The 24672-nt window shown below is 60.4% G+C and carries 20 protein-coding genes and 4 tRNA genes; 22 read left to right on the top strand and 2 right to left on the bottom strand.

Annotation, left to right across the window (positions count from 1 at the left end; translation table 11 throughout):
* Window positions 1–23 precede the first annotated feature (23 nt).
* The 10 genes from gltX (at window position 24) to ACYZTS_RS22940 (ending at window position 5982) form a co-directional block, all read left to right on the top strand.
* The gene (gltX, locus tag ACYZTS_RS22985) at window positions 24–1505 is read left to right on the top strand and encodes a glutamate--tRNA ligase (protein WP_461992271.1); all 1482 of its coding nucleotides are present in this window, start codon (window positions 24–26) and stop codon (window positions 1503–1505) included.
* Window positions 1506–1798: 293 nt separating this feature from the next.
* Window positions 1799–1874 (top strand) — tRNA-Ala (locus ACYZTS_RS22980).
* 79 nt (window positions 1875–1953) lie between these two features.
* Window positions 1954–2029, top strand: a tRNA-Glu gene (locus tag ACYZTS_RS22975).
* Between the two features lie 53 nt (window positions 2030–2082).
* Window positions 2083–2158 (top strand) — tRNA-Ala (locus tag ACYZTS_RS22970).
* Window positions 2159–2237: 79 nt separating this feature from the next.
* Window positions 2238–2313, top strand: a tRNA-Glu gene (locus ACYZTS_RS22965).
* A gap of 184 nt (window positions 2314–2497) precedes the next feature.
* Window positions 2498–3037 (top strand): TetR/AcrR family transcriptional regulator, encoded by a 540-nt coding sequence (locus ACYZTS_RS22960; RefSeq protein ID WP_461992269.1) that lies wholly within the window; start codon window positions 2498–2500, stop codon window positions 3035–3037.
* Between the two features lie 31 nt (window positions 3038–3068).
* Window positions 3069–3902 carry an alpha/beta fold hydrolase gene (locus tag ACYZTS_RS22955; RefSeq protein WP_461992267.1) on the top strand — a complete coding sequence of 278 codons (834 nt, stop codon included), beginning with the start codon at window positions 3069–3071 and terminating at the stop codon, window positions 3900–3902.
* 48 nt (window positions 3903–3950) lie between these two features.
* Entirely contained in the window at window positions 3951–4388 is a 438-nt protein-coding gene (locus ACYZTS_RS22950) for an acyl-CoA thioesterase (RefSeq protein WP_028624766.1), read from the top strand.
* Window positions 4389–4456: 68 nt separating this feature from the next.
* Window positions 4457–5416: a tRNA dihydrouridine synthase gene (locus ACYZTS_RS22945; RefSeq protein WP_028624088.1), complete on the top strand. Its 960-nt coding sequence runs from the start codon at window positions 4457–4459 to the stop codon at window positions 5414–5416.
* A gap of 119 nt (window positions 5417–5535) precedes the next feature.
* Complete coding sequence (locus ACYZTS_RS22940; RefSeq protein WP_461992265.1) at window positions 5536–5982, top strand: Hsp20 family protein; 447 nt, start codon at window positions 5536–5538, stop codon at window positions 5980–5982.
* A 42-nt stretch (window positions 5983–6024) separates the two neighbouring features.
* Here ACYZTS_RS22940 and ACYZTS_RS22935 read toward each other — a convergent pair whose 3' ends face one another.
* Window positions 6025–9303, bottom strand: a complete 3279-nt coding sequence (locus tag ACYZTS_RS22935) for a sensor domain-containing protein (RefSeq protein ID WP_461992264.1) — start codon at window positions 9301–9303, stop codon at window positions 6025–6027.
* A gap of 69 nt (window positions 9304–9372) precedes the next feature.
* Window positions 9373–10263 (bottom strand): LysR family transcriptional regulator, encoded by an 891-nt coding sequence (locus tag ACYZTS_RS22930; protein ID WP_461992262.1) that lies wholly within the window; start codon window positions 10261–10263, stop codon window positions 9373–9375.
* A gap of 149 nt (window positions 10264–10412) precedes the next feature.
* Between ACYZTS_RS22930 and leuC the strand changes: the two genes are divergently transcribed.
* The 12 genes from leuC (at window position 10413) to ACYZTS_RS22870 (ending at window position 24659) form a co-directional block, all read left to right on the top strand.
* On the top strand, window positions 10413–11831 hold the full coding sequence (gene leuC / locus ACYZTS_RS22925) for a 3-isopropylmalate dehydratase large subunit (protein ID WP_461992260.1): 1419 nt from the start codon (window positions 10413–10415) through the stop codon (window positions 11829–11831).
* A 10-nt stretch (window positions 11832–11841) separates the two neighbouring features.
* Window positions 11842–12486, top strand: coding sequence for a 3-isopropylmalate dehydratase small subunit (leuD, locus tag ACYZTS_RS22920; RefSeq protein ID WP_028624083.1), 645 nt, complete (start codon window positions 11842–11844; stop codon window positions 12484–12486).
* A gap of 135 nt (window positions 12487–12621) precedes the next feature.
* Window positions 12622–13389 carry a class I SAM-dependent methyltransferase gene (locus ACYZTS_RS22915; RefSeq protein WP_461992258.1) on the top strand — a complete coding sequence of 256 codons (768 nt, stop codon included), beginning with the start codon at window positions 12622–12624 and terminating at the stop codon, window positions 13387–13389.
* Between the two features lie 78 nt (window positions 13390–13467).
* Window positions 13468–14550, top strand: coding sequence for a 3-isopropylmalate dehydrogenase (gene leuB / locus ACYZTS_RS22910; protein ID WP_461992256.1), 1083 nt, complete (start codon window positions 13468–13470; stop codon window positions 14548–14550).
* Window positions 14551–14618: 68 nt separating this feature from the next.
* Window positions 14619–15731: an aspartate-semialdehyde dehydrogenase gene (asd, locus tag ACYZTS_RS22905; RefSeq protein WP_461992254.1), complete on the top strand. Its 1113-nt coding sequence runs from the start codon at window positions 14619–14621 to the stop codon at window positions 15729–15731.
* 316 nt (window positions 15732–16047) lie between these two features.
* Window positions 16048–17058, top strand: coding sequence for an aspartate-semialdehyde dehydrogenase (locus tag ACYZTS_RS22900; RefSeq protein ID WP_461992252.1), 1011 nt, complete (start codon window positions 16048–16050; stop codon window positions 17056–17058).
* Window positions 17059–17265: 207 nt separating this feature from the next.
* Window positions 17266–19917 carry a FimV/HubP family polar landmark protein gene (locus ACYZTS_RS22895; RefSeq protein ID WP_461992250.1) on the top strand — a complete coding sequence of 884 codons (2652 nt, stop codon included), beginning with the start codon at window positions 17266–17268 and terminating at the stop codon, window positions 19915–19917.
* 160 nt (window positions 19918–20077) lie between these two features.
* Window positions 20078–20902 (top strand): tRNA pseudouridine(38-40) synthase TruA, encoded by an 825-nt coding sequence (truA, locus tag ACYZTS_RS22890; RefSeq protein ID WP_028624078.1) that lies wholly within the window; start codon window positions 20078–20080, stop codon window positions 20900–20902.
* Between the two features lie 62 nt (window positions 20903–20964).
* A complete protein-coding gene (locus ACYZTS_RS22885; protein ID WP_461992248.1) occupies window positions 20965–21585 on the top strand; it encodes a phosphoribosylanthranilate isomerase in 621 nt (206 codons plus the stop codon).
* A gap of 182 nt (window positions 21586–21767) precedes the next feature.
* Window positions 21768–22688 carry an acetyl-CoA carboxylase, carboxyltransferase subunit beta gene (gene accD / locus ACYZTS_RS22880; RefSeq protein WP_461992247.1) on the top strand — a complete coding sequence of 307 codons (921 nt, stop codon included), beginning with the start codon at window positions 21768–21770 and terminating at the stop codon, window positions 22686–22688.
* Entirely contained in the window at window positions 22685–23992 is a 1308-nt protein-coding gene (gene folC / locus ACYZTS_RS22875; RefSeq protein ID WP_461992245.1) for a bifunctional tetrahydrofolate synthase/dihydrofolate synthase, read from the top strand. The genes accD and folC overlap by 4 nt, the downstream gene beginning before the upstream one ends.
* A complete protein-coding gene (locus ACYZTS_RS22870) occupies window positions 23976–24659 on the top strand; it encodes an SPOR domain-containing protein (protein WP_461992243.1) in 684 nt (227 codons plus the stop codon). The genes folC and ACYZTS_RS22870 overlap by 17 nt, the downstream gene beginning before the upstream one ends.
* Window positions 24660–24672 lie beyond the last annotated feature (13 nt).

Here is a 24672-nt window from a genome sequence, read left to right as displayed (position 1 = left end):
TTATCTTCATTTCGAGACTTGCCATGACCACCGTCCGCACGCGCATCGCGCCATCGCCTACCGGGGACCCCCACGTAGGTACCGCTTACATCGCTTTGTTCAACTATTGCTTTGCCAAGCAGCACGGCGGCGAGTTCATCCTGCGGATCGAAGACACTGACCAATTGCGTTCGACCCGCGAGTCCGAGCAGCAGATTTTCGACGCGCTGCGCTGGTTGGGCATCGACTGGAGCGAAGGCCCGGACGTGGGCGGCCCGCACGGTCCTTATCGCCAAAGCGAGCGCGGCGATATTTATCAGAAGTACTGCCAGCAACTGGTCGAAATGGGCCATGCCTTCCCGTGCTTCTGCACCGCCGAAGAGCTGGACCAGATGCGCGCCGAGCAACAGGCTCGCGGCGAAACGCCGCGTTATGACGGTCGTGCGCTGCTCCTGTCTGCGGAAGAAGTCGCCCGTCGTCTGGCCGCTGGCGAGCCACACGTGATTCGCATGAAGGTGCCGAGCGAAGGCGTCTGCGTAGTGCCGGACATGCTGCGCGGCGACGTCGAGATCCCGTGGGATCGCATGGACATGCAAGTGCTGATGAAGACCGACGGCCTGCCGACGTACTTCCTTGCCAACGTGGTCGATGACCATTTGATGGGCATTACCCACGTGTTGCGCGGCGAAGAATGGCTGCCTTCGGCGCCGAAACTGATTCTGCTGTACGAGTACTTCGGCTGGGAACAACCAGAGCTGTGCTACATGCCGCTGTTGCGTAACCCGGACAAGAGCAAATTGTCCAAACGCAAAAATCCGACATCAGTCACGTTCTACGAGCGCATGGGTTTCATGCCGGAAGCGATGCTCAACTATCTGGGTCGCATGGGCTGGTCGATGCCCGACGAGCGCGAGAAATTCTCTCTGCAGGAAATGGTCGACAACTTCGACCTCAAGCGCGTTTCTCTCGGCGGGCCGATTTTCGACATTGAAAAACTGTCGTGGCTGAACGGCCAGTGGCTGCGTGATCTGCCGGTCGAAGAGTTTGCCTCGCGTCTGCAGACCTGGGCGCTAAACCCCGACTACATGATGAAGATCGCCCCGCACGTGCAAGGCCGCGTCGAAACCTTCAGCCAGGTTGCACCATTGGCGGGTTTCTTCTTTGCCGGTGGCGTGAATCCGGATGCCAAGCTGTTTGAATCGAAAAAGCTTTCGGGTGATCAGGTTCGTCAGTTGATGCAGTTGATTTTGTGGAAACTGGAAAGCCTGCGTCAGTGGGAGAAGGACAGCATCACTGCGACGATTCAGGCGGTGGTGGAATCCCTGGAGCTGAAGCTGCGTGACGCCATGCCGCTGATGTTTGCCTCCATCACCGGCCAGGCCAGTTCGGTTTCAGTGCTGGATGCGATGGAGATTCTCGGTCCGGACCTGACGCGTTTCCGTCTGCGCCAGGCCATCGACTTGCTTGGTGGCGTGTCGAAGAAGGAAAACAAGGAGTGGGAAAAATTGCTGGCGAACATTGCCTGACTCCACTCAATGCCACCTGATTAAACCGTTCCCATGTAGCAGCTGCCGCAGGCTGCGTCGGGTTGCGCAGCAACCCCTTGCCCGCGCGCCACAATCTGTCTGAAAGGGCAGAGTGCCTGTAAGTCGAGCGCGCCCCGAGCCTTCCGCAGCTGCTACAGGGAACGTGTCACCCCGACATTACGGGGGCGGGCGGTAAGTGATTGTTATGTCGGCAAAAAACTTTGGAAATTGTTAAAAATAAGTTTGACACACTTCCAAAGCGCCATTAAGATTCGCCCCGTCCTCAGCGATGAGGGGCTTTAGCTCAGCTGGGAGAGCGCCTGCATGGCATGCAGGAGGTCAGCGGTTCGATCCCGCTAAGCTCCACCAATTTACACTTCAAGGTCTGGCCACACCGGCTTTGAAGCGATCAACACTCAGCGTTGATCTGGTGTATAGAAGGGTTTGCGTCCCCTTCGTCTAGTGGCCTAGGACACCGCCCTTTCACGGCGGTAACAGGGGTTCGAGTCCCCTAGGGGACGCCAGTTTTACAGAAGCGATGTTGCAAAATGTCGCTCCGCCGCGAGGCGAAAAATCCGGGGCTTTAGCTCAGCTGGGAGAGCGCCTGCATGGCATGCAGGAGGTCAGCGGTTCGATCCCGCTAAGCTCCACCAATTTACAGTTCAAGGTCTGGCCACACCGGCCTTGAATCGATCAGCTCTCAGCACTGATCAGTTGTATAGAAGGTTTTGCGTCCCCTTCGTCTAGTGGCCTAGGACACCGCCCTTTCACGGCGGTAACAGGGGTTCGAGTCCCCTAGGGGACGCCACGATTACCCGCTCTGCGGGATTTTATAAGGGTCATTCAATTATTGAATGGCCCTTTTGTTTGTCTGGCGTTTGGCCAAATCCCCCTCGATCTTACACACCGTTCTTCAGACCGGCGGTCACAGTCATGACTTGCGAAAAATTATTATGCGAATAATATTCTAATCGTAATATTCGGAGGCAACGATGAACGATAAAAAAGCTCAAACCCGCGAACGCATTCTCAAGGCTGCCAGTTCAGCGTTGATTCAGCGCGGTCCGGCTGAGCCGAGCGTAGGCGAAGTGATGGGTGCAGCCGGCCTGACTGTCGGCGGCTTCTACGCACACTTTGAAAGCAAGGACGCGATGATGCTGGAAGCGTTCAAGCAACTGCTCGGCCACCGCCGTGGCTTGATCGCCGACATGGACGCCGAGCTGACCGGCGAAGAGCGTCGCGCTTTGGTCGCTGCGTTTTACCTGTCACGCAAGCACCGCGATTCTTCCGACTCTGCCTGCCCGATTCCCGCATCCGTGGGTGAGCTGGGCCGTCTGCCGGATGCGTTCCGAGTGGCCTTGAATGAACACGTTGAATTGATGGTCGCGCAGTTGGCGGCCAGCCCGGAAGACAGCGAAAAAGCTTTGGCTGACATAGCGTTGATGGTGGGTGGTTTGGCGCTGGCCCGCGCGTTGGGGCCGGGTGAGTTATCCGATCGATTGCTGCGCGCCGCTAAATCGGCGGTGCTATGACCTGAAGGCCTTGGCCTGAGGAGTGGGAGCGATGGGCACGTTAAAGTGGGTTCGTGGCGTTAATGGCACCTTGGGCTGGTTTGCACCGCAATTGGTCGCGAGCAAAATGCGACTGGCATTCATGACACCGCGAGACCTGCCGCCTCGTGACTGGGAGTTGCCGCTGCTGGCCAAATCCGAACGCATTACCCTGCGTTTCGGGCTCTCCGCCTTGCGTTGGGGGCAGGGCCCGGCGGTATTGCTAATGCATGGTTGGGAAGGGCGGCCGACGCAGTTTGCCAGCCTCATTACCGCTCTGGTCGACGCCGGTTATACCGTGGTCGCGCTGGACGGTCCGGCGCACGGTCGCTCACCCGGTCGCGAAGCCAATGTCGTGCTTTTCGCTCGGGCCATGCTCGAAGCCGCCGCTGAATTGCCGCCGCTGCAAGCAGTCATCGGTCACTCCATGGGTGGTGCCAGTGCGATGCTCGCCGTGCAACTGGGCTTGCGCACCGAAACCTTGGTGACCATCGCTGCACCGGCGCGAATTCTCGGCGTGTTGCGCGGTTTTGCACGCTACGTGCGGTTGCCCCCGAACGCGCGTTCGGCGTTCATCCGCCAGGTCGAAAACGATGTCGGCATGCGCGCCGCCACGCTGGATGTCGCGCACTATCAACTCGATATGCCCGGGCTGATCGTTCACGCCGAAGACGACAAGCTTGTCGGGGTCAAAGAGTCGCAACTGATTCATGAGGCCTGGTTCGACAGCCGTTTATTGCGCCTGGAAGAGGGCGGACATCAGCGCGTGCTCGCCGACCCCCGGGTGATTAATGGCGTGTTATCACTGCTGTCTGGCCGCAGTCTGCAATCGCGCCAATCGGCCTGAGCATCCGTTACACTGCCCCGGTCGCAATAATCTGACCGGGAGTGGGGCATGGGCTGGGATCGGGCAACGCCTTTTATCATTGATCTGGAAGTGGCTGCCGAAGACATCGACGGTCTGGGTCACGCCAATAACGCGGTGTACGTGACCTGGCTCGAGCGCTGCGCCTGGCGTCATTCGCAGCGGCTCGGGCTGGATCTGGTCGAGTATCGGCGGCTGGATCGGGCAATGGCCGTGGTGCGTCACGAGATCGATTATCTGGCGGCAGCCTACGAAGGCGACGAACTGCAGCTGGCGACCTGGATTGTCGACTGGGACCAGCGCCTGAAGATGACCCGTCATTTCCAGCTCAAACGTCCGCGTGACAACGCCACGCTGCTGCGCGCGCAAACTACTTTTGTCTGCATCGAATTGTCGTCAGGCAAGCCCAAGCGCATGCCGACGGAATTTATCGAAGGTTATGGCCCGGCGTTGCAAGCTCCTGCCTGACAGGCGCTTACCTTTTGGCAGATGAAAACCAGTAAACTGCCGCACGTTTTTCGTCGAGTGTGTTTTTCATGCAAATTGCTTTGGCGCCCATGGAGGGGTTGGTCGATAACATCCTGCGCGACGTGCTGACTCGCGTCGGTGGCATCGATTGGTGCGTGACCGAGTTCATCCGTATCAACGACCAGTTGCTCACGCCGGCGTACTTCCACAAGTTTGGCCCTGAATTGCTGACCGGTGCCCGCACCGCGTCGGGTGTGCCGTTGCGCGTACAATTGCTCGGTTCCGATCCCGTGTGCCTCGCGGAAAACGCAGCCCTGGCTTGCGAGCTGGGTTCTGAAGTCATCGACCTGAACTTCGGTTGCCCGGCGAAAACGGTCAACAAATCTCGCGGCGGGGCGGTGTTGCTCAAGGAGCCCGAGCTGCTCAACCAGATTGTCGAGCATGTGCGCCGCGCCGTTCCCGCGCACATCCCTGTCACTGCCAAAATGCGCCTGGGCTTCGACAGCCCCGACGGTGCCTTGGTGTGCGCCACGGCGCTGGCCGAAGGGGGCGCGGCGCACATTGTGGTGCACGCGCGGACCAAAATGGACGGCTACAAACCGCCGGCGCATTGGGAATGGATTCCCCGGGTGCAGGAAGTGGTCAAGGTGCCGGTGTTCGCCAACGGCGACATCTGGAGCGTCGAAGACTGGCGCCGCTGCCGCGAGATCAGCGGCGTGGAAGACATCATGCTCGGTCGCGGACTGGTGTCGCGTCCGGACCTGGCTCGACAGATCGCTGCGGCGAGAGCCGGTGAAGAAGTGGTCGAGATGACCTGGGCCGAATTGTTGCCACTGCTTCAGGACTTCTGGCTGCAGGCCAAGGATCAGATGACCGCGCGCCAATCGCCCGGTCGTTTGAAGCAATGGCTGGCCATGTTGACGCGCAATTACCCCGAAGCTGTAGAGCTCTTCACCGTTTTGCGACGCGAAACCGAGCTGGACCAGGTCTCGCGTTTGCTGGGTTTGCCAGTGGCCGAAGCGGCCTGAAAAAAATCTTCAAACAATCTCTTGAAAAGAAAACAGCGGTCCCTATTTAGGGATTACGCGATGCCGAATTCGGGTCGCGGAGAAAAAAACTTGCTGATTGTTTTCAGGAGATTTGAATCATGACTACTGCATTTTCCATGGCCCCGCTGTTCCGTTCCTCGGTAGGTTTCGACCGTTTCAACGACCTGTTCGAAACCGCCCTGCGCAATGAGCCAGGCAGCACTTACCCACCTTACAACGTTGAAAAACACGGCGACGATCAGTACCGCATTGTCGTAGCCGCCGCGGGCTTCCAGGAAGAAGACCTGGAGTTGCAAGTGGAGAAAGGTGTGCTGACCATCAGCGGCGGCAAACGTGATACCACTGAAGGCGTGACCTTCTTGCATCAAGGCATCGCGCAACGCGCTTTCAAGCTGTCGTTCCGGCTGGCGGACCATATTGAAATCAAGACCGCCGACCTGCGCAACGGCTTGCTGAGCATTGATCTGCTGCGGGTGATCCCGGAAGAGGCGAAAGCCAAACGTATCCCGATCAACGGGACGCAAAAGCCCGCGCTGCAGCACTGAGCGTGAGCGAGAAAGAAGGGCGCCATTGGCGCCCTTTTTTTGTTATTGAAGCAGCTTCTGCAACCCATCCACCGGCACCGGCGCGCTGTGCAGATAGCCTTGATAGTAATGACACCCCAGCCTCTGCAGAAACTCCAGTTGCTCTGCCGTTTCCACGCCCTCGGCGATTATTTTCAAGCCCAGACTGCGGGCCATGGCGACGATGGCGCGGATGATCTCGGCATCGTTGGGGTCGGTGGTGGCGTCGCGGATGAACGACTGATCGATTTTCAAGGTGTCCACTGGCAGGCGCTTGAGGTAGGTCAGCGAGGAATATCCGGTGCCGAAATCATCCATGGCGAAGCTGACGCCGAGCTTTTTCAGACGACGCATTTTGCCGATGGTGTCGTCCAGATTCTGAATGACGATGCCTTCGGTGATCTCCAGTTTCAGTAACGAATAGGGCAGGCCGTGGCTGCTGAGGCTGTGTTCGATGCGTTCGACGAAATCGTTCTGACGAAACTGCCGCGGGCTGATGTTCACGCACAGGCTGAAATCCAGTGGATCGATCAGGTCTTGCTCGATCAAGTATTTGAAGGCGTTGCAGGCTTCATCGACGATCCAGGTGCCGACCTCCAGAATCAGCCCACTGTCTTCAAGTACCTTGATGAATTCGTGGGGCGATTGCGCGCCGAGCTCCGGGTGATTCCAGCGCACCAGCGCTTCGGCGCCGACAATGCGGCCGTCACGCGCATCCACCTGGGGCTGGTAATGCACGCGGAATTCACCGCGGGAAATGGCCAAACGCAAGTCCGTTTCCATGCGCAGGCGTTCGCTCGCGGCCTTCTGCATGGAGTTGTGATACATCTGCGCGGTATTGCGACCCGAGTCCTTGGCGCGATACAGCGCAATGTCCGCGCGCTTGAGCAAATCGATCGGGGTCGAGCCGTGATCGGGAATCAGGGCGATGCCGATACTCGGCGTGACTTGCAAACGCTGGCCGTCGAGAAACATCGGTGCCGAGAGCAGCTCGCGCAGGGTATCCGCCAGTTCCAGCACCTGATCACTGACTTCGTCGCGCGAACCTTCCAGGCCACTGAGCAGCACCACAAATTCATCGCCGCCAAGTCGCGCCACGGTGTCTTCCATGCGCACGCTGGCCTCGAGGCGAGCGGTGATGATCTTCAACACCGTATCGCCCACCGGGTGTCCCAGTGAGTCATTGATGTGCTTGAAGTGGTCGAGATCGAGGAACATCAGTGCGCCGCGCAGATTGTGCCGTTTCAGCAGCGCAATCTGCTGGCTCAGCCGATCCATCAGCAGCGCGCGATTGGGCAGGTTGGTCAGCGGATCGTGATAAGCCAGATGCCGAATCTGCGCCTCGGCATTTTTCAACAGGCTGACGTCCCGCGCGGTTAATAACAGGCAGGCGGTTTCATTGAGCGTGATCGGTTCTACCGACACTTCCACGGTCAACAGGTCGCCACGCTTGTTGTGCGCGAGCATTTCCTGATGGTGCACGCGGCCTTTGAGTTGCAGCTCGGCCAGCAGCGCCTCACGCTGTTTTTCGTCGGCCCAGACGCCGACCTGATGCACTGTGCGCCCCAGCACCTCATCCGCGCGGTAGCCCGTCAGACGGCAGAAGCCGTCGTTGACCTCCAGATAGCGGCCGGTGTCGCGTTCGGTGATGGTGATGGCGTCGGGACTTGAGTGGAAAGCTTTGGCGAATTTTTCTTCGCTGGCCTTCAGCGCTGCCTCCGAGCGCTGCTGCTGGGTGATGTCGCGCAGGGTCGTGACGATGCAAGGCTGGTCGCCGACGCTGATTTGCCGGCTGGAAATCACGCAGGTCAACACCTGGCCGTCCTTGTGCTGCACGTGGATCGCAACATTGTTCAAGCCCTGTTCGCGGATGACCTGTTCGATCCGCTTCAGGCTTCTCGCCGACGCGTCCCACAGGCCGATTTCGTCGGCGCTGCGACCGATCACCTCGGCGGTGCTCCAGCCGAAAGTCTGGGAAAAACTGGAATTGATCTCGATGAATTGGCCGGTGTCCTGTTGCGTCACGCAGATCGGGTCCGGGCTGACCTGGAACAGCGTGGCGAATTTTTCTTCGGAGGCGACCAGTTTCTGCTCGCGCTCCACTTGATCGGTGATGTCCAGCAATGTGCCGGCCATGCGCAATGGCACGCCGTCGTCGTCGCGATAGAGGCGGGCGCGGCTCTCGAGATAGCGCGAACTGCCATCGGGCAGCTGCACGCGGTAAGTCAGTTGGTAATTGCCGGCCGGACCCTCGCGCAAGCTGCGATAGGCGTCGCGCATGCTCTCGCGTTCCTCTCCGGGGACACCCTCGAAAAACGCCTCGAACGATTCATGAAAAGGCTTGGCGTCGAGGCCGTGCAGTTGTGCGGCGCGCGCCGAGCCGTACAGCATGCCGCTGGGAATGTGCCAGTCCCAGGTGCCGAGCTGCGCCGAATTCAGCGCCAGGTCGAGCCGCTCCTGGCTGTCCTTGAGTGCATGTTCGGCGACCTTGCGTTCAGTCGTGTCGAGGAACGTGCTGAGCAGATATGGCTGGCCTTCAAGTTCGACTTTCTGCGCGCTGAGAATGCCGTCGTGGATCTGCCCGTTGCTGGCACGGAACTGCACTTCCATGCTGGTCAACTCACCCTTGGCTTTGGTGGCGATGACCAGCGCCTCCCGTTGCTCCGGGTGCACCCAAAGACCCAGTTCCAGCGTGGTGCGACCAATTGCATCCTGCACCGGCCAGCCGAACAGGCTTTCGAAATACTGATTCGCTTCGGTGATCAGGCCGTCTTCCTGACGGGTCAGCAAGACCATGTTCGGGCACAGGTGAAACAGCGTCGCGAAACGTTTTTCCGAGCTGCTCAGCGCCTGTTCGCGCTGGCGCTGAAGGGTGATTTCGCGGATCACCCCGATCATGCGCGGACGCCCGTGTTTGTCGGGCAGCAGGCTGCCGCTGACCTCCAGCCAGTGCAGACTGCCGTCGGGCCAGCGAATGCGGTGATGCATTGCCTGTTCCAGTGGCGCGCCGGCAATCACTGCGTGGAAGGCGCGAACGGTTTTCGCGCGGTCTTCGGGCGGCAGCAGGTCGAGGTATTCCAGGTCCTTGGGCAACGGTTGTCGCGGATCGAAGCCGAATAGAGCCTGCGTTCCCCGCGACCAACTGATCTGCCCGCGCTCGATGTCCCAATACCAGGCACCGAGACGCGCGCCATTAAGCGCGGCCAGCAATTGCGGGGCACTTTCCCAGCTTTGTTCGGAATGTCGCGGGTCGATGGCCTGGATGCGGGGCATCGGCGGCATACGGTCAAACGATTTCGGCATTGGCAACAAGCCTTGAACTGGTTGGGGCGTTAGTGACCGGAAATCCTGGCTCTATAGGAGTAGCACAACTCAGCCGTGAGTCCCTGGCAGATCGATTTGCGCATCCAGCAAAGCCATAAAGGCTTTCGCCGCGTTCGACAGCGTCCGTTCGGTGTGCACGATATAGCCTAGCTGGCGAGTGAGCTGTATGCCCGGCAATGGAATGCTTGCGACCTGATCATCGAGCATCGTGCGCGGCAGCACGCTCCAGGCGAGGCCGATGGAGACCATCATCTTTATGGTTTCCAGATAGTTGGTGCTCATGGCGATGTTCGGCGTCAGCCCCTGTGCTTCGAACAGGCGCTGGACGATATGGTGAGTAAAGGTGTTGCCGCCTGGAAACACGGCCGGATGCCGTGCGATGTCGGCCAGGTTGACCGCACCGTTGCTGATCAACGAATGTTCTGGGGCAACCACAAAATCCAGCGGGTCGTCCCACACCGGCGTGGCCTTGACCAGATTGTGCGGCTCGGGCGCCAGGGTGATCACCGCGAGTTCGGCACGGCCGTGGAGGATTTCCTCGTAGGCCACTTCCGAATCAAGGAACTGAATATCCAGCGCGACCTGTGGGTATTGGCGAGTGAAGGCGCGTAACAACGGCGGCAAACGGTGCAGTCCGATGTGGTGACTGGTGGCCAGCGTCAGGCGGCCGGTCACTTCGCCGGTCAGATTGGTCAGCGCACGCCTCGTGTCGTCCAGCACGTTCAGAATCTGGTAAGCCCGCGGCAGCAAGGCACGTCCGGCCTCGGTGAGGCCGACTTCGCGGCCCAATCGATCGAACAATCTTACGTTCAGTTGCTGTTCCAGCCCGGCGATGCGCTTGCTGATGGCCGGCTGCGTCAGGTGCAGCCGTTCGCCCGCGCCGGAGAAGCTGCCGGTCTCGGCGATGGCAATAAAGGCATTAAGGTTGGCGAGGTCCATTTGCAGTATTCCAGTTGGTTATCCAAAGCATAAAAAATATGAATTTGAGTTATTTAATGTAACCCCCTAGGATCGACCTCACAAGCCAAAGGGTTATTGAGCTTCTCGAAGCCCGGGGCATAGAAATACGCTGATGAGGAAAACGTCTGATGGCCGGCAAAACGCTCTACGACAAGCTCTGGGATTCGCATTTGGTCAAGCAGCGCGACGATGGCTCTGCGCTGATCTACATCGATCGTCACATCATTCATGAAGTGACGTCGCCGCAGGCCTTCGAAGGCCTGCGCATTGCCGGGCGCAAGCCGTGGCGCATCGATGCCAACATCGCGACCCCGGACCACAACGTACCGACGACGCCGGAGCGCAAGGGCGGCATCGAGGCCATTGCCGATCAGGTCTCGCGTTTGCAGGTTCAGACCCTCGACGACAACTGCGATGAATACGGCATTGTCGAATTCAAAATGAATGACATCCGCCAAGGCATCGTCCACGTCATCGGCCCGGAGCAGGGCGCGACCTTGCCGGGCATGACCGTGGTCTGCGGCGACTCCCATACCTCGACCCACGGCGCATTTGGCGCGCTGGCTCACGGTATCGGCACCTCCGAGGTCGAACATGTGCTCGCCACGCAGTGCCTGGTCGCCCAGAAAATGAAGAACATGCTGGTCTCGGTCGAAGGCCAGTTGCCGTTCGGCGTGACCGCCAAGGACATCGTCCTTGCGGTGATCGGCAAGATCGGCACGGCCGGCGGTAATGGCCACGCGATCGAGTTCGCCGGCAGCGCGATTCGCGATCTTTCCGTCGAAGGGCGCATGACCATCTGCAACATGTCCATCGAAGCCGGCGCTCGTGTAGGCCTGGTGGCGGCGGATGAAAAAACCGTGGCCTACGTGAAGGGCCGCCCCTTCGCCCCGAAAGGCGCGGAATGGGACCTGGCGGTCGAAGCCTGGAAAGACCTGGTGTCTGACACCGATGCGGTGTTCGACACCGTGGTCGAACTCGACGCGACCCAGATCAAACCGCAAGTCAGTTGGGGGACTTCGCCGGAAATGGTCCTGGCCGTTGATCAAAACGTGCCGGATCCGGCGCAGGAAGCCGACCTGGTCAAGCGTGGCTCGATTGAGCGGGCGTTGAAATACATGGGCCTGACCGCCAACCAGGCGATCACCGACATCCAGCTGGACCGGGTTTTCATCGGTTCCTGCACCAACTCGCGGATCGAAGATTTGCGCGCAGCGGCCGTGATCGCCAAGGGCCGCAAAGTGGCTTCGACCATCAAGCAGGCCATCGTGGTGCCGGGTTCAGGTCTGGTGAAAGCGCAGGCGGAAGCGGAAGGTCTCGACAAGATTTTCCTCGAGGCCGGTTTTGAGTGGCGCGAGCCGGGTTGCTCGATGTGCCTGGCGATGAACCCGGACCGTTTGGAGTCGGGCGAGCATTGCGCATCGACCTCCAACCGCAACTTCGAAGGGCGGCAGGGCGCTGGTGGTCGTACCCACCTGGTGAGCCCGGCCATGGCCGCAGCCGCTGCAGTGAATGGTCGTTTTGTCGACGTTCGTGAATTGATCTGAGGAGCGCAGCATGAAAGCTTTTACCCAGCACACTGGACTTGTCGCGCCGCTGGATCGTGCCAACGTCGACACCGACCAGATCATCCCGAAGCAGTTTCTGAAATCGATCAAGCGCACCGGTTTTGGTCCGAACCTGTTCGATGAGTGGCGTTATCTGGATGTCGGGCAGCCGTATCAGGACAACTCCAAGCGCCCGTTGAACAAGGATTTCGTGCTCAACGCCGAGCGTTATCAAGGCGCCAGCGTGTTGCTGGCGCGGGAAAACTTCGGCTGCGGCTCCAGCCGCGAGCACGCGCCGTGGGCCTTGGAAGAATACGGTTTCCGCAGCATCATCGCGCCGAGCTACGCCGACATTTTCTTCAACAACAGCTTCAAGAACGGTTTGTTGCCGATCATCCTTGGCGACGCAGAAGTGGATGAGTTGTTTCAGCAGGTCGAGGCAAATCCGGGTTATCAGCTGCAGGTGGATTTGCAAGCCCAGACTGTCACCCGCCCGGATGGCAAGGTTTTGAGCTTCGAGATTGATGCGTTCCGCAAGCATTGCCTGCTCAACGGTCTGGACGATATCGGCCTGACCTTGCAGGACCACGAAGCGATTGCGACCTTTGAAGGCAAGCACCGCGCGAGCCAGCCTTGGTTGTTTCGTGATGCTTGAGATTGATGTAGTCAGCGCGGGGCCCTTCGCGAGCAGGCTCGCTCCCACATTGATTTGCAGCGTTCACAAAACCTGTGGGAGCGAGCCTGCTCGCGAAGACGGCAGCCAAAACAACACAAATGTAAGGATGTGACTATGCCCCACACCGCCCAGCACACCCAGGTCGTCCAGAAGCAATTCGGTGAACAGGCCGCCGCCTACCTCAGCAGCGCTGTCCACGCTCAGGGCGCCGAGTTCGCACTGCTACAGGCCGAACTGGCCGGGCAGGGCAATGCACGTGTGCTGGACCTGGGTTGCGGCGCCGGCCACGTGAGTTTTCACGTCGCCGCGCTGGTCAAGGAAGTGGTCGCCTACGATTTGTCGCAACAAATGCTTGATGTAGTCGCGGCGGCCGCAGTCGATCGTGATCTGGCTAACATCAGCACCGTTCACGGCACCGCCGAGCGTCTGCCGTTCGCCGAGGGCGAATTCGATTTCGTCTTCAGCCGCTATTCAGCGCACCATTGGAGCGACCTCGGTCTGGCCCTGCGCGAAGTTCGCCGGGTGCTGAAACCCGGCGGCGTGGCGGCATTCATCGACATTTTGTCACCGGGCAGCCCGTTGTTCGACACCTACTTGCAGAGCGTCGAAGTACTGCGCGATACCAGCCATGTGCGCGATTATTCCGCCGGCGAGTGGTTGCGTCAGGTCAGCGAGGCAGGGTTGCATACCCGCAGCACAACGCGTCAACGTCTGCGTCTGGAGTACAGCTCCTGGGTGGAACGCATGCGCACGCCGCAGGTGATGCGCGCCGCGATCCGCGAGTTGCAGCAATCGATGGGCAACGAAGTACGCGACTATTTCGAGATCGAAGCCGATGGCTCGTTCAGTACCGATGTGCTGGTGTTATGGGCTGAAAAATAAGCGCTTGAAAACAAGTGCCGCGACATTTGAATTTTCCGGGCGCGCCACGGGCGCACCGACTGATGACATGAGGAAAGCATGAGCAAGCAGATTCTGATTCTCCCAGGCGACGGTATTGGCCCGGAAATCATGGCCGCAGCGGTCAAGGTGCTGGAACTGGCGAACGACAAGTACAGCCTGGATTTCGAGCTGAGCCACGACGTGATCGGCGGCGCCGCCATCGACAAACACGGCGTACCGCTGGCTGACGAAACCCTAGACCGCGCCCGCGCCGCTGACGCCGTGCTGTTGGGCGCGGTGGGCGGTCCGAAATGGGACACCATCGAGCGCGACATCCGCCCGGAGCGTGGTCTGCTGAAGATCCGTGCGCAACTGGGCCTGTTCGGCAACCTGCGTCCGGCCATCCTCTATCCGCAACTGGCCGAAGCGTCGAGCCTGAAACCGGAAATCGTTGCCGGCCTGGACATCCTGATCGTCCGTGAGCTGACCGGCGGCATCTACTTCGGCGCGCCCCGCGGCACCCGCACCCTGGAAAACGGCGAGCGTCAGGCTTACGACACGCTGCCGTACAGCGAAAGCGAAATCCGTCGCATCGCCCGTGTCGGCTTCGACATGGCCCGTGTACGAGGCAAAAAAGTCTGCTCGGTGGACAAGGCCAACGTACTGGCGTCGAGTCAACTGTGGCGTGAAATCGTTGAGCAAGTGGCCAAGGATTATCCGGATGTCGAGCTCAGCCACATGTACGTCGACAACGCCGCCATGCAACTGGTGCGCGCGCCGAAGCAGTTCGACGTGATCGTCACCGACAACCTGTTCGGCGACATCCTCTCCGACCAGGCGTCGATGCTGACCGGTTCCATCGGCATGCTGCCGTCGGCCTCGCTGGATGCCAACAACAAAGGCATGTACGAGCCGTGCCACGGCTCTGCGCCGGACATCGCCGGCCAGGGCATTGCCAACCCGCTGGCGACCATTTTGTCGGTGTCGATGATGTTGCGTTACAGCTTCAATCAGCAGGATGCGGCGGACGCCATCGAGAAAGCCGTGAGCCTGGTGCTGGACCAGGGGCTGCGCACCGGTGATATCTGGTCAGCCGGTTGCACCAAAGTCGGTACGCAGGAAATGGGCGACGCAGTAGTCGCCGCGCTGCGGAATCTGTAATCTCTCGGGCCCGCTGCCACTTTCAACTTCGAAAGCAGCGGCCCACTTTTCAAGAAGGTGTAGTTGCGATGAAACGTGTAGGTCTGATCGGTTGGCGCGGTATGGTCGGTTCCGTGCTCATGCAGCGGATGCTGGAGGAGCAGGATTTCGATCTTATCGAACCGGTGTTTTTCACCACTTCCAATGTCGGTGGCCAAGGCCCGTCCGTGGGCAAGGACATTGCTCCGCTCAAGGACGCTTACAGCATTGAAGAGCTGAAAACCCTCGATGTGATCCTGACCTGCCAGGGTGGCGACTACACCAGCGAAGTGTTCCCGAAGTTGCGCGAAGCCGGCTGGCAGGGTTACTGGATTGACGCTGCCTCCAGCCTGCGCATGCAGGATGATGCCGTCATCGTGCTGGACCCGGTGAACCGCAAGGTCATCGACCAGCAGCTCGATGCCGGCACCAAGAACTACATCGGTGGCAACTGCACCGTCAGTCTGATGCTGATGGGCCTGGGCGGGCTGTTCGAAGCCGGTCTGGTCGAATGGATGAGCGCCATGACTTATCAGGCGGCTTCCGGCGCCGGCGCGCAGAACATGCGTGAGCTGATCAAGCAGATGGGCGCCACCCACGCCGCCGTCGCCGATCAACTGGCTGATCCGGCCAGCGCCATCCTCGACGTCGACCGCCGTGTGGCCGAGGCCATGCGCAGCGACGCGTACCCGACCGAAAACTTCGGCGTGCCGTTGGCCGGCAGCCTGATCCCGTGGATCGACAAGGAGCTGCCGAACGGTCAAAGCCGCGAAGAGTGGAAGGCGCAGGCCGAGACCAACAAGATTCTGGGTCGCTTCAAGAGCCCGATTCCGGTCGACGGCATCTGCGTGCGCATCGGTGCCATGCGCTGCCACAGCCAGGCGCTGACCATCAAGCTGAACAAAGACGTGCCGATCGCCGACATTGAAGGGCTGATCAGTCAGCACAACCCTTGGGTCAAACTGGTGCCTAACAACCGCGACATCAGCATGCAGGAGCTGAGCCCGACCAAGGTCACCGGCACCCTGAATGTACCGGTGGGTCGTCTGCGCAAGCTGAACATGGGTACGCAGTACCTCGGTGCTTTTACCGTCGGCGACCAACTGCTGTGGGGCGCGGCCGAACCGCTGCGTCGCATGCTGCGGATTCTGCTTGAGCGTTGATTGATTGAAGCAATAACAAAGCCCGCGCTTCGCAATAAGCGCGGGCTTTTTTTTATATTTGGGGCGCCTTTCCGACCGCCATCGCTGGCAAGCCAGCTCCTACAAATTATCCGCAACACCCACAAATTCTGTAGGAGCTGGCTTGCCAGCGATGGGGCCGGAACATGTAACCAACCTCCTGCAGACAACCCCAGACTCTGTAGGAGCTGGCTTGCCAGCGATGGGGCCGGAACATGCACCGACAATCCCACCGAATTGCCTGCACGCCACCCACCCGGTAAAGTGCCGCTCCCCCCGTTTCGCCTGAGGTAGAACCATGAGCCAGTCCTTTGATATTGCCGTGATCGGCGCCACCGGAACTGTCGGCGAAACGCTTGTGCAGATCCTCGAGGAGCGCGACTTCCCGGTGGGCGATCTGCACCTGTTGGCCAGCAGCGAATCGGCCGGGCACTCCGTACCGTTTCGCGGCAAGAACGTGCGAGTGCGCGAGGTCGACGCGTTCGATTTCAGCAAAGTGCAGCTGGTGTTTTTTGCGGCAGGCCCGGCAGTTACCCTCAGTTTCGCCCCGCGTGCCACGGCTGCCGGTTGCTCGGTCATCGACCTGTCCGGCGCCTTGCCAGCCGACCAGGCGCCGCAAGTGGTGCCGGAGGCCAACTCAGCAATACTTGCCGGTCTGAAGCATCCGTTTCAGGTCAGTAGCCCAAGCCCGGCGGCCACTTCGCTGGCGGTGGTGCTGGCACCGTTACTCGGTTTGCTCGATCTGCAACGCATGAACCTGACGGCGGCGCTGGCGGTCTCGGCCCAGGGCCGCGAAGCGGTGACCGAACTGGCCCGGCAAACCGCCGAGTTGCTCAACGTGCGCCCGCTGGAGCCGACATTCTTCGACCGGCAAATGGCCTTCAACCTGCTGGCGCAGGTCGGCAAGCCGGACGCACAGGGCCATACACTGCTGGAACAGCGCCTGGTGCGTGAGCTGCGTCAGGTCATGTCCCTGCCTTCATTGAAGATTTCCGTGACTTGCATTCAAGCCCCGGTGTTTTTTGGCGATAGCTATAGCGTGACCTTGCAGTCAGCAAGCGCGATCGACTTGGCCAAAGTCAACGCAGCACTGGAAGCGGCCCCCGGTCTAGAGCTTGTAGAGGCCGGCGATTACCCGACAGCAGTGGGTGACGCGGTCGGGCAGGACGTGGTCTACGTTGGTCGGGTTCGCGCGGGAATCGACGACCCGTCGGAACTTAATGTCTGGCTGACGTCAGATAACGTGCGCAAAGGCGCGGCGCTGAATGCTGTGCAGGTGGCTGAATTGTTGATAAAAGACCTGCTGTAAAAGATACTGGAAACAATTTGCAGAATGAATCCGGCCGGGCGCTATGCTTGGCCAGATGTATCTGGCGAGTCACCCTGTGGGACTTTCCGGGGCACGAATGAAACGATCGCGCGCGACGACTCTTCGCCGCCGCGCGCAATGCCTTACGGCAGCGACTAATCAACACCTTCTCGCTGGCCGAGGAATGTTCAAACAAAGGATGAGGCTATGGTTCAAGTTCGCAAACTGGTGTTAGCAATAGCGGCCGCCTCGGCGCTGTCCTCCGGTATGGCGCATGCCCTCGGCCTCGGGGAACTGACCCTGAAGTCGTCGGTGAACCAGCCGCTGGACGCAGAAATCGAATTGCTCGACGTCAAGGATCTTACCGCTGCCGAAGTGGTGCCGAGCCTGGCGTATCCCGAAGATTTCGTCAGGGCAGGGGTCGACCGTCAGGCGTTCCTCAATGACCTGAGCTTCACCCCGGTGCTCAACCGCGGTGGCAAAAGCATTCTGCGCGTTACGTCCAGCAAGCCGCTGTCCGAACCGATGTTCAAATTCCTGGTTCAGGTGACGTGGCCCAACGGCCGCTTGTTGCGCGACTACAGCGTGCTGCTTGATCCTTCCAAATTCTCGCCGCAGACCGCCGACGCAGCTGCGCAACCGGCGCCTTCGCAAACCGCCACTGCGCCGGTCACCGGTGCGACCAAGACCACCGAATACACCACCACGCCGCGCGATACCCTGTGGGAAATTGCCGCGAAGGCGCGCAATGGCGGTTCGATCCAGCAGACGATGCTGGCGATCCAGGCGCTCAATCCTGACGCATTTATCAACGGCAACATCAACCTGCTGAAAACCGGTCAGGTGCTGCGCCTGCCGGATCAGACCCAAAGCACCAGCCTCGCGCAACCGGCTGCTGTGGCTGAAGTGGCCGCGCAAAACACCGCGTGGCGTCAGGGTCGTCGTTATGTACCGAAAACCGGTGCTGGCCAGCAGCAACTCGATGCCACCAACCGTGCACGCAACGACGGCACTCCGACGCAACCTGCTCAAGACAAACTGAGCCTGGTTTCTGCTGAGACGGCCAAGGCCGGCGCCGCAGGTGTGGGCGGCGACGCCAAAGCGTTGAACAACAAGCTGGCGGTGACGCAGGAAAGCCTCGATACCGCCCGGCGTGACAATGCCGAGCTGAAAAGCCGCATGACCGATCTGCAAAGTCAACTGGACAAGCTGCAACGCCTGATCGAACTGAAAAATAATCAACTGGCCAAGTTGCAGGCTGGAGGCGCCGCCGGTGCTGCCGCGCCTGCTGGCACCCCGGACGCCTCGGGTGCTGTGGAAACCGCGCCAGTGATTTCGGCTGAATTGACGCCCAACCCTGCGACGGTTCCGACAGACGCCGTGCCGGTTACGCCAACGCCTGATGCGGCGACTCCCGAGGCTGTCCCGGCGCCTGTTGAGACGCCCGTCGAGCCGGCTCCGGCGTCCTCGGACGATCAGAAATTCAATGACCTGCTGACCAATCCGGTGCTCCTCGGCCTGATCGGTGGCGGTGCCGTGGTGCTGCTGCTCCTGCTGCTGTTGCTGGCGCGTCGCCGCAAAGCCCAGCAGGAAGCCGAGAAGCACACGCGCATGGCCCGCGCATTGTCCGAAGAGCAGGAATTCTCGGCCGAACACGATCTGCCGGAAAGCAGCTTCGAAGGTCTCGAGGTTCCGCCACCCAGCGTGAAGCTCGCAACCGCACCAACCCCTGCACCAGTGCCGACGCCAGCGCCCGTAATTGCCCCGGTCATCGTCACACAGCCGATCGCCGCGCCATTGGTCGCCCCATCCGGCGACCCTGATGCCGACGTTCTGACCAAGGCCGAGTCGCATATCGCGGCCGGCCGCCTGAATCAGGCCGCTGCTTTGCTCGAAGATGGCATCAAGGAAGAGCCTCAGCGCAGTGACCTGCGCTTGAAACTGATGGAAGTCTACGGTCAGCAGGGCGACCGCGATGCGTTCGTGGGTCAAGAGCGTCAACTTGTCGCCAACGGCGAAAACTTCGCCCGCGTCGAAGAGCTGAAAAGTCGCTTCCCGGCCATGGCTGTTGTCGCCGCCGGTGGTATCGCGGCGGCGGCTATGGCTGCTGAGCTGGACGCGCAATACGTCAAGGATCTGCTGCTGGACGAGCCGCAGGAGCCCGCGCCGACAGCGGCAGAGGATGACTTTGACAGCGCGTTCGACCTGAGTCTGGATGATCTGGAAACTGCCTCGCCTGCGGTGGTTACGCCAGAGCCGGAACCAACGCCAGAGCCTGCAGCAGAACTCGACGAATTCCCGCTGGATGACGACCTGAGCTTCGCCTCGGTGCTGCAAGAGCAGACTGAGCCCAAGGAAAATCTCGACGATCTGTCGGACTTCGATCTGGACATGGACCTCGGTAATGATCCTTCGCCGGCAACGTTGGCCGAAGACGATTTTCTGCTGAGTCTGGATGATGAGCCCAAGGATCTGCCAGTCGCGGACGTGAAAGCTGAGCCGGCGCTGGATGATCTGGAGCTGCCGGCTGATTTCGACCTGTCGCTGGCCGATGAAATGGATACGCCGGATGCGTTTGCAGCCGAGCTGAACGACGTTAATGCCGAACTTGATCGTCTGTCGCAGAGCATGGCGGAGCCGACATTCACCGAAGAAGACGCGATGGCCTCCGCTGCTGACGAGCCGGAATTCGATTTCCTCTCGGGCACTGACGAGGTGGCGACCAAACTCGATCTGGCTCAGGCCTACATCGACATGGGCGACGCCGATGGTGCCCGGGATATCCTCAACGAAGTAGTAACCGAGGGTGATGCCGGTCAGAAAGGTGAAGCCGAGGAGATGCTCTCGCGCCTGGTGTGATCAGCGACAGGCAATAATCAAACGGCAGCCCCTTGGGGTTGCCGTTTTGGTTTCTGCGTCGATGCACTGGCATCCCTGTGAGGCGGCCTTATAATGCCCGCCTTTGCGACCATCAGCAGGCTGTCACCCCTTGGCAAACTTAGATAATCCGGCCGCCGAAATGGCGCCCGAGGGCTTATTCCGGATCGCGTTGGGCGTTGAATACAAAGGCTCACGCTACCGCGGCTGGCAACGTCAGGCGTCCGGTGTGCTCACCGTGCAGGAAACCCTGGAGAATGCGTTGTCCAAGGTGGCTGATTCACCGGTCTCGCTACTTTGCGCCGGGCGCACGGACGCTGGCGTGCATGCCTGCGGGCAGGTTGTGCATTTCGACACCCCGGTCGAGCGGTCGATGAAAGCCTGGGTCATGGGCGCCAACATCAATTTGCCCCACGATGTCAGCGTGACTTGGGCGAAGGTCATGCCGGCGCATTTCCACGCGCGCTTCAAGGCAATCGCCCGTCGCTACCGCTACGTCATCTACAACGACCAGATCCGCCCGGCGCACCTGAACCAGGAAATCACCTGGAACCACCGTCCGCTCGACGTCGAGCGCATGGCCGAAGCCGCTCAGTACCTGGTCGGCACGCATGACTTCAGCGCGTTTCGCGCCGGTCAGTGCCAGGCCAAATCGCCCATCAAGGAGCTGCATCACCTGCGCGTGACGCGTCACGGCAAGATGATCGTTCTCGACATCCGCGCCAGCGCTTTCCTGCATCACATGGTGCGCAACATCGCCGGAGTATTAATGACGATTGGCACCGGCGAGCGGCCGGTGGAGTGGATGAAGGAGGTGCTGGAGAGTCGCATTCGCCGTTCCGGCGGCGTAACGGCCCATCCTTTTGGCCTGTATCTGGTGCAGGTCGAGTACCGCGACGAGTTCGAATTGCCCGAGCGTTACATCGGCCCACACTTCCTGACCGGTTTCGCCGAACTTGGCGGCTGACGCCCTTGAACGCATTTGTTACCATCCGGGACTTTCACTGATTTGGCCTGAGGTTTATCGACATGTCAGCCGTTCGCAGCAAGATTTGCGGGATCACTCGCATAGAAGATGCGTTGGCGGCGGTCGAGGCCGGGGCCGATGCCATCGGTTTTGTGTTCTACGCCAAGAGCCCGCGAGCGGTGACGTTCCAGCAAGCGCGCTCGATCATCAAAGCGCTGCCGCCGTTCGTGACCACCGTGGGCCTGTTCGTCAATGCCAGCCGCTGCGAACTGGGAGAAATCCTCGATGCCGTGCCGCTGGACCTGTTGCAGTTCCATGGCGACGAAACCGCTGACGCATGCGAAGGCTGGCATCGTCCGTACATCAAGGCGTTGCGGGTCAAGGCGGGCGACGACATTGCCGCCGCCTGTGACGCTTTTCCGAGTGCCAGCGGTATCTTGCTGGACGCCTACGTTGAAGGCGTGCCGGGCGGAACCGGTGAAGCGTTCGACTGGTCGCTGATACCGCAAGGCTTGAGCAAGCCGATCATCCTCGCGGGTGGCCTGACACCGGATAACGTCGCTGATGCGATTGCCCGGGTTCGGCCTTACGCGGTGGACGTCAGCGGCGGGGTCGAGGCGAGCAAGGGCATAAAGGATCACGCCAGGATCAAGGCATTCATCAAGGCAGTACGCGTTACTTGATGTGACGGCTGGCACACTGCCGCCGTCCACAGGCATGGCTGAGGGTTTTTGGGGTGTGCGCAGGTCACGTTTCAGCTGATCCGGCATCCCGCAATCATCGCCACACACATGAATTTAGCTCAAGGGCATACGCGGGGCTGCGAACCAGAGCGTTCGAGCCGCCGGTACTGGAGAAAGAAAGCATGAGCAACTGGTTAGTAGACAAACTGATCCCTTCGATCATGCGTTCCGAGGTCAAGAAGAGCTCGGTGCCTGAAGGTCTGTGGCATAAATGCCCGTCTTGCGAAGCGGTGCTGTACCGTCCAGAGTTGGAAAAGACCCTGGATGTCTGCCCCAAGTGCAACCATCACATGCGCATCGGCGCCCGCGCCCGCATCGACATTTTCCTCGACGCTGAAGGCCGCAACGAGCTGGGTGCGGACCTCGAGCCGGTTGACCGTCTGAAATTCCGCGACGGCAAGAAGTACAAGGATCGCCTGACTGCTGCGCAAAAGCAGACCGGCGAAAAAGACGCGTTGATTTCCATGAGCGGCACCTTGATGGGCATGCCGGTAGTGGTGTCGGCGTTCGAGTTTTCCTTCATGGGCGGTTCGATGGGGGCGATCGTCGGCGAGCGTTTTGTTCGCGCTGCCAACTACGCGCTGGAAAACAAATGCCCGATGATCTGCTTTGCCGCTTCCGGTGGTGCGCGGATGCAGGAAGCCCTGATCTCCCTGATGCAAATGGCCAAGACCTCCGCGGTACTGGCGCGTCTGCGTGAAGAAGGCATTCCGTTCATCTCGGTGCTGACCGATCCGGTCTATGGCGGTGTTTCTGCCAGTCTGGCGATGCTCGGTGACGTAATCGTCGGCGAGCCGAAAGCCCTCATCGGCTTTGCCGGTCCGCGCGTGATCGAGCAAACCGTTCGCGAAAAACTGCCGGAAGGTTTTCAGCGTAGCGAATTCCTGCTGGAGCATGGCGCGATCGACATGATCATTCACCGCCAGGAGCTGCGTCCGCGTCTCGGCAACCTGCTGGCGCAACTGACCGGCCAGCCGACGCCCAAGTTTGTCGCCGCCCCAGTCGAGCCAATCGTGGTACCGCCGGTGCCAGCCGGCCTATGACCGAACGTACCCTTGGCGAGTGGCTCGCCTACCTTGAGCAGTTGCACCCTTCGGCCATCGACATGGGCCTTGAGCGCTCGCAACAGGTAGCGTCCCGCATGGGGCTGGGCAAGCCGGCGCCTCGGGTGATCACGGTCACCGGCACCAACGGCAAGGGTTCTACCTGTGCATTCGTGGCGTCATTGCTGCGGGCGCAGGGCCTGAAAGTCGGTGTCTACAATTCTCCGCACCTGCTGCGTTACAACGAGCGGGTGCAGGTCAATGGTGTCGAAGCGACTGACGCCGAACTGTGCGCAGCCTTTGCCGCCGTGGAAGCGGGGCGTGGCGACACGTCCCTGACCTATTTCGAGATGGGGACCCTGGCAGCGTTCTGGCTGTTTCAACAGTCTGCGCTGGACGCTGTGGTGCTGGAAGTCGGCCTGGGCGGACGCCTGGACACGGTTAACGTGGTAGACGCGGACATCGCGCTGGTCACCAGTATCGGCGTCGATCATGCCGATTACCTGGGCAACACCCGTGAATCGGTGGCCTACGAAAAGGCCGGCATCTTCCGCCGCGGCGCGCCTGCGCTGTGCGGCGATCTGAATCCTCCGCAACCCCTGCTGGACAAAGCGCGCGAGCTGGCTTGCCCGTTTTTCCTGCGTGGGCGCGATTTCGACCTGGGCGTGACCGAGCACAATTGGCAATGGCGCGGTCTCGATGCGCAAGGTCAAGCTGTCGAGCTGCGTGACCTGCCGCTGCTCGATCTGCCTATGGAGAACGCCGCTCTGGCATTGCAGGCGTATTTGCTGCTCGGGTTGCCTTGGCTGGGTGAGCAGATCATTCAGGCGCTGAAAGCCACGCGAGTGGTCGGGCGACTCGATCGCCGCCAGTTCGAATGGCAGGGCAAGCGTCTGAATCTGTTGCTGGACGTAGGGCACAACCCGCATGCGGCCGAATATCTGGCGCGCCGGTTGGCAAGTCGACCGCCGGCCGGCAAGCGTCTGGCCGTGTTTGGCTTGCTCGCGGACAAAGACCTGGATGGCGTTGTCGGTGAACTGAGTGGTAGTGTCCAGCACTGGGCCGTGGCGCCGCTGGATTCTGCGCGGACACGGCCGGTCGCCGATTTGTACGCGGCGTTGCAGAACCTTGGTGCTTCGGTAGCGTCGTATGACAGCGTCACCGCTGCTTTGGAAGGGCAGTGCGCGCAAGCGACGAGCGACGATGAGATTCTGTTGTTCGGATCATTTTATTGTGTCGCCGAGGCCCTTGAATGGCTGGCCCGGCGCTCCACGGAGGACGCGGCAAATGGCATTGCTGGATAAGGCATACAAGCAACGCATGGTTGGCGCTCTGGTTCTGGTGGCGCTGGCGGTGATTTTCCTGCCGATGCTGTTCTCTCGTCAGGATGAACAGCGTCAGGTAACGGTTGAAGCCCCGGCTGCTCCGCAGGCGGCTGTTGTGCCGCAAGTGGAGGTCGAGCCGGTGGTGGTGCCTGAGCCGCAAGCCCTACCTCAGGAACCGGTGCCGAGCGATGATGAAATCGCCCAGCAGGAAGAGCCGACGATGCCTATCGCACCGGCTGCGCCTGCAGTTCCCGTGGCGCCTGCACCGGTTGCCAAACCGGTGGCGCCGCCTCCTGCGCCCGCCGCTGTGCCGCCGGTCAACAAACCCACCACCGCGCCAAGCCAGCCCATCACTGCGGCACCGGGAAAACCTGACACCACGCAAAGCCGGGTCGATGCCAATGGCCTGTCGGTCAGTTGGTCGGTGCAATTGGCAAGCCTGGCGAACCGTGCCAGCGCGGAAAACTTGCAGAAAACCCTGCGAAGCCAAGGCTATAACGCCTACATCCGCACGGCCGACGGCAAGAATCGGGTGTTTGTCGGGCCGCTGATCGAGCGCGCCGAAGCCGATCGCCTGCGTGATCTGCTTAACCGTCAGCAAAACCTCAAAGGTTTTGTAGTGCGCTTCCAGCCAGAGCGCGGCTGATCCGACAAGATTT

The organism is Pseudomonas sp. TMB3-21 (genome assembly GCF_054898145.1).
This window is presented reverse-complemented; position numbering and strand designations above follow the sequence as displayed.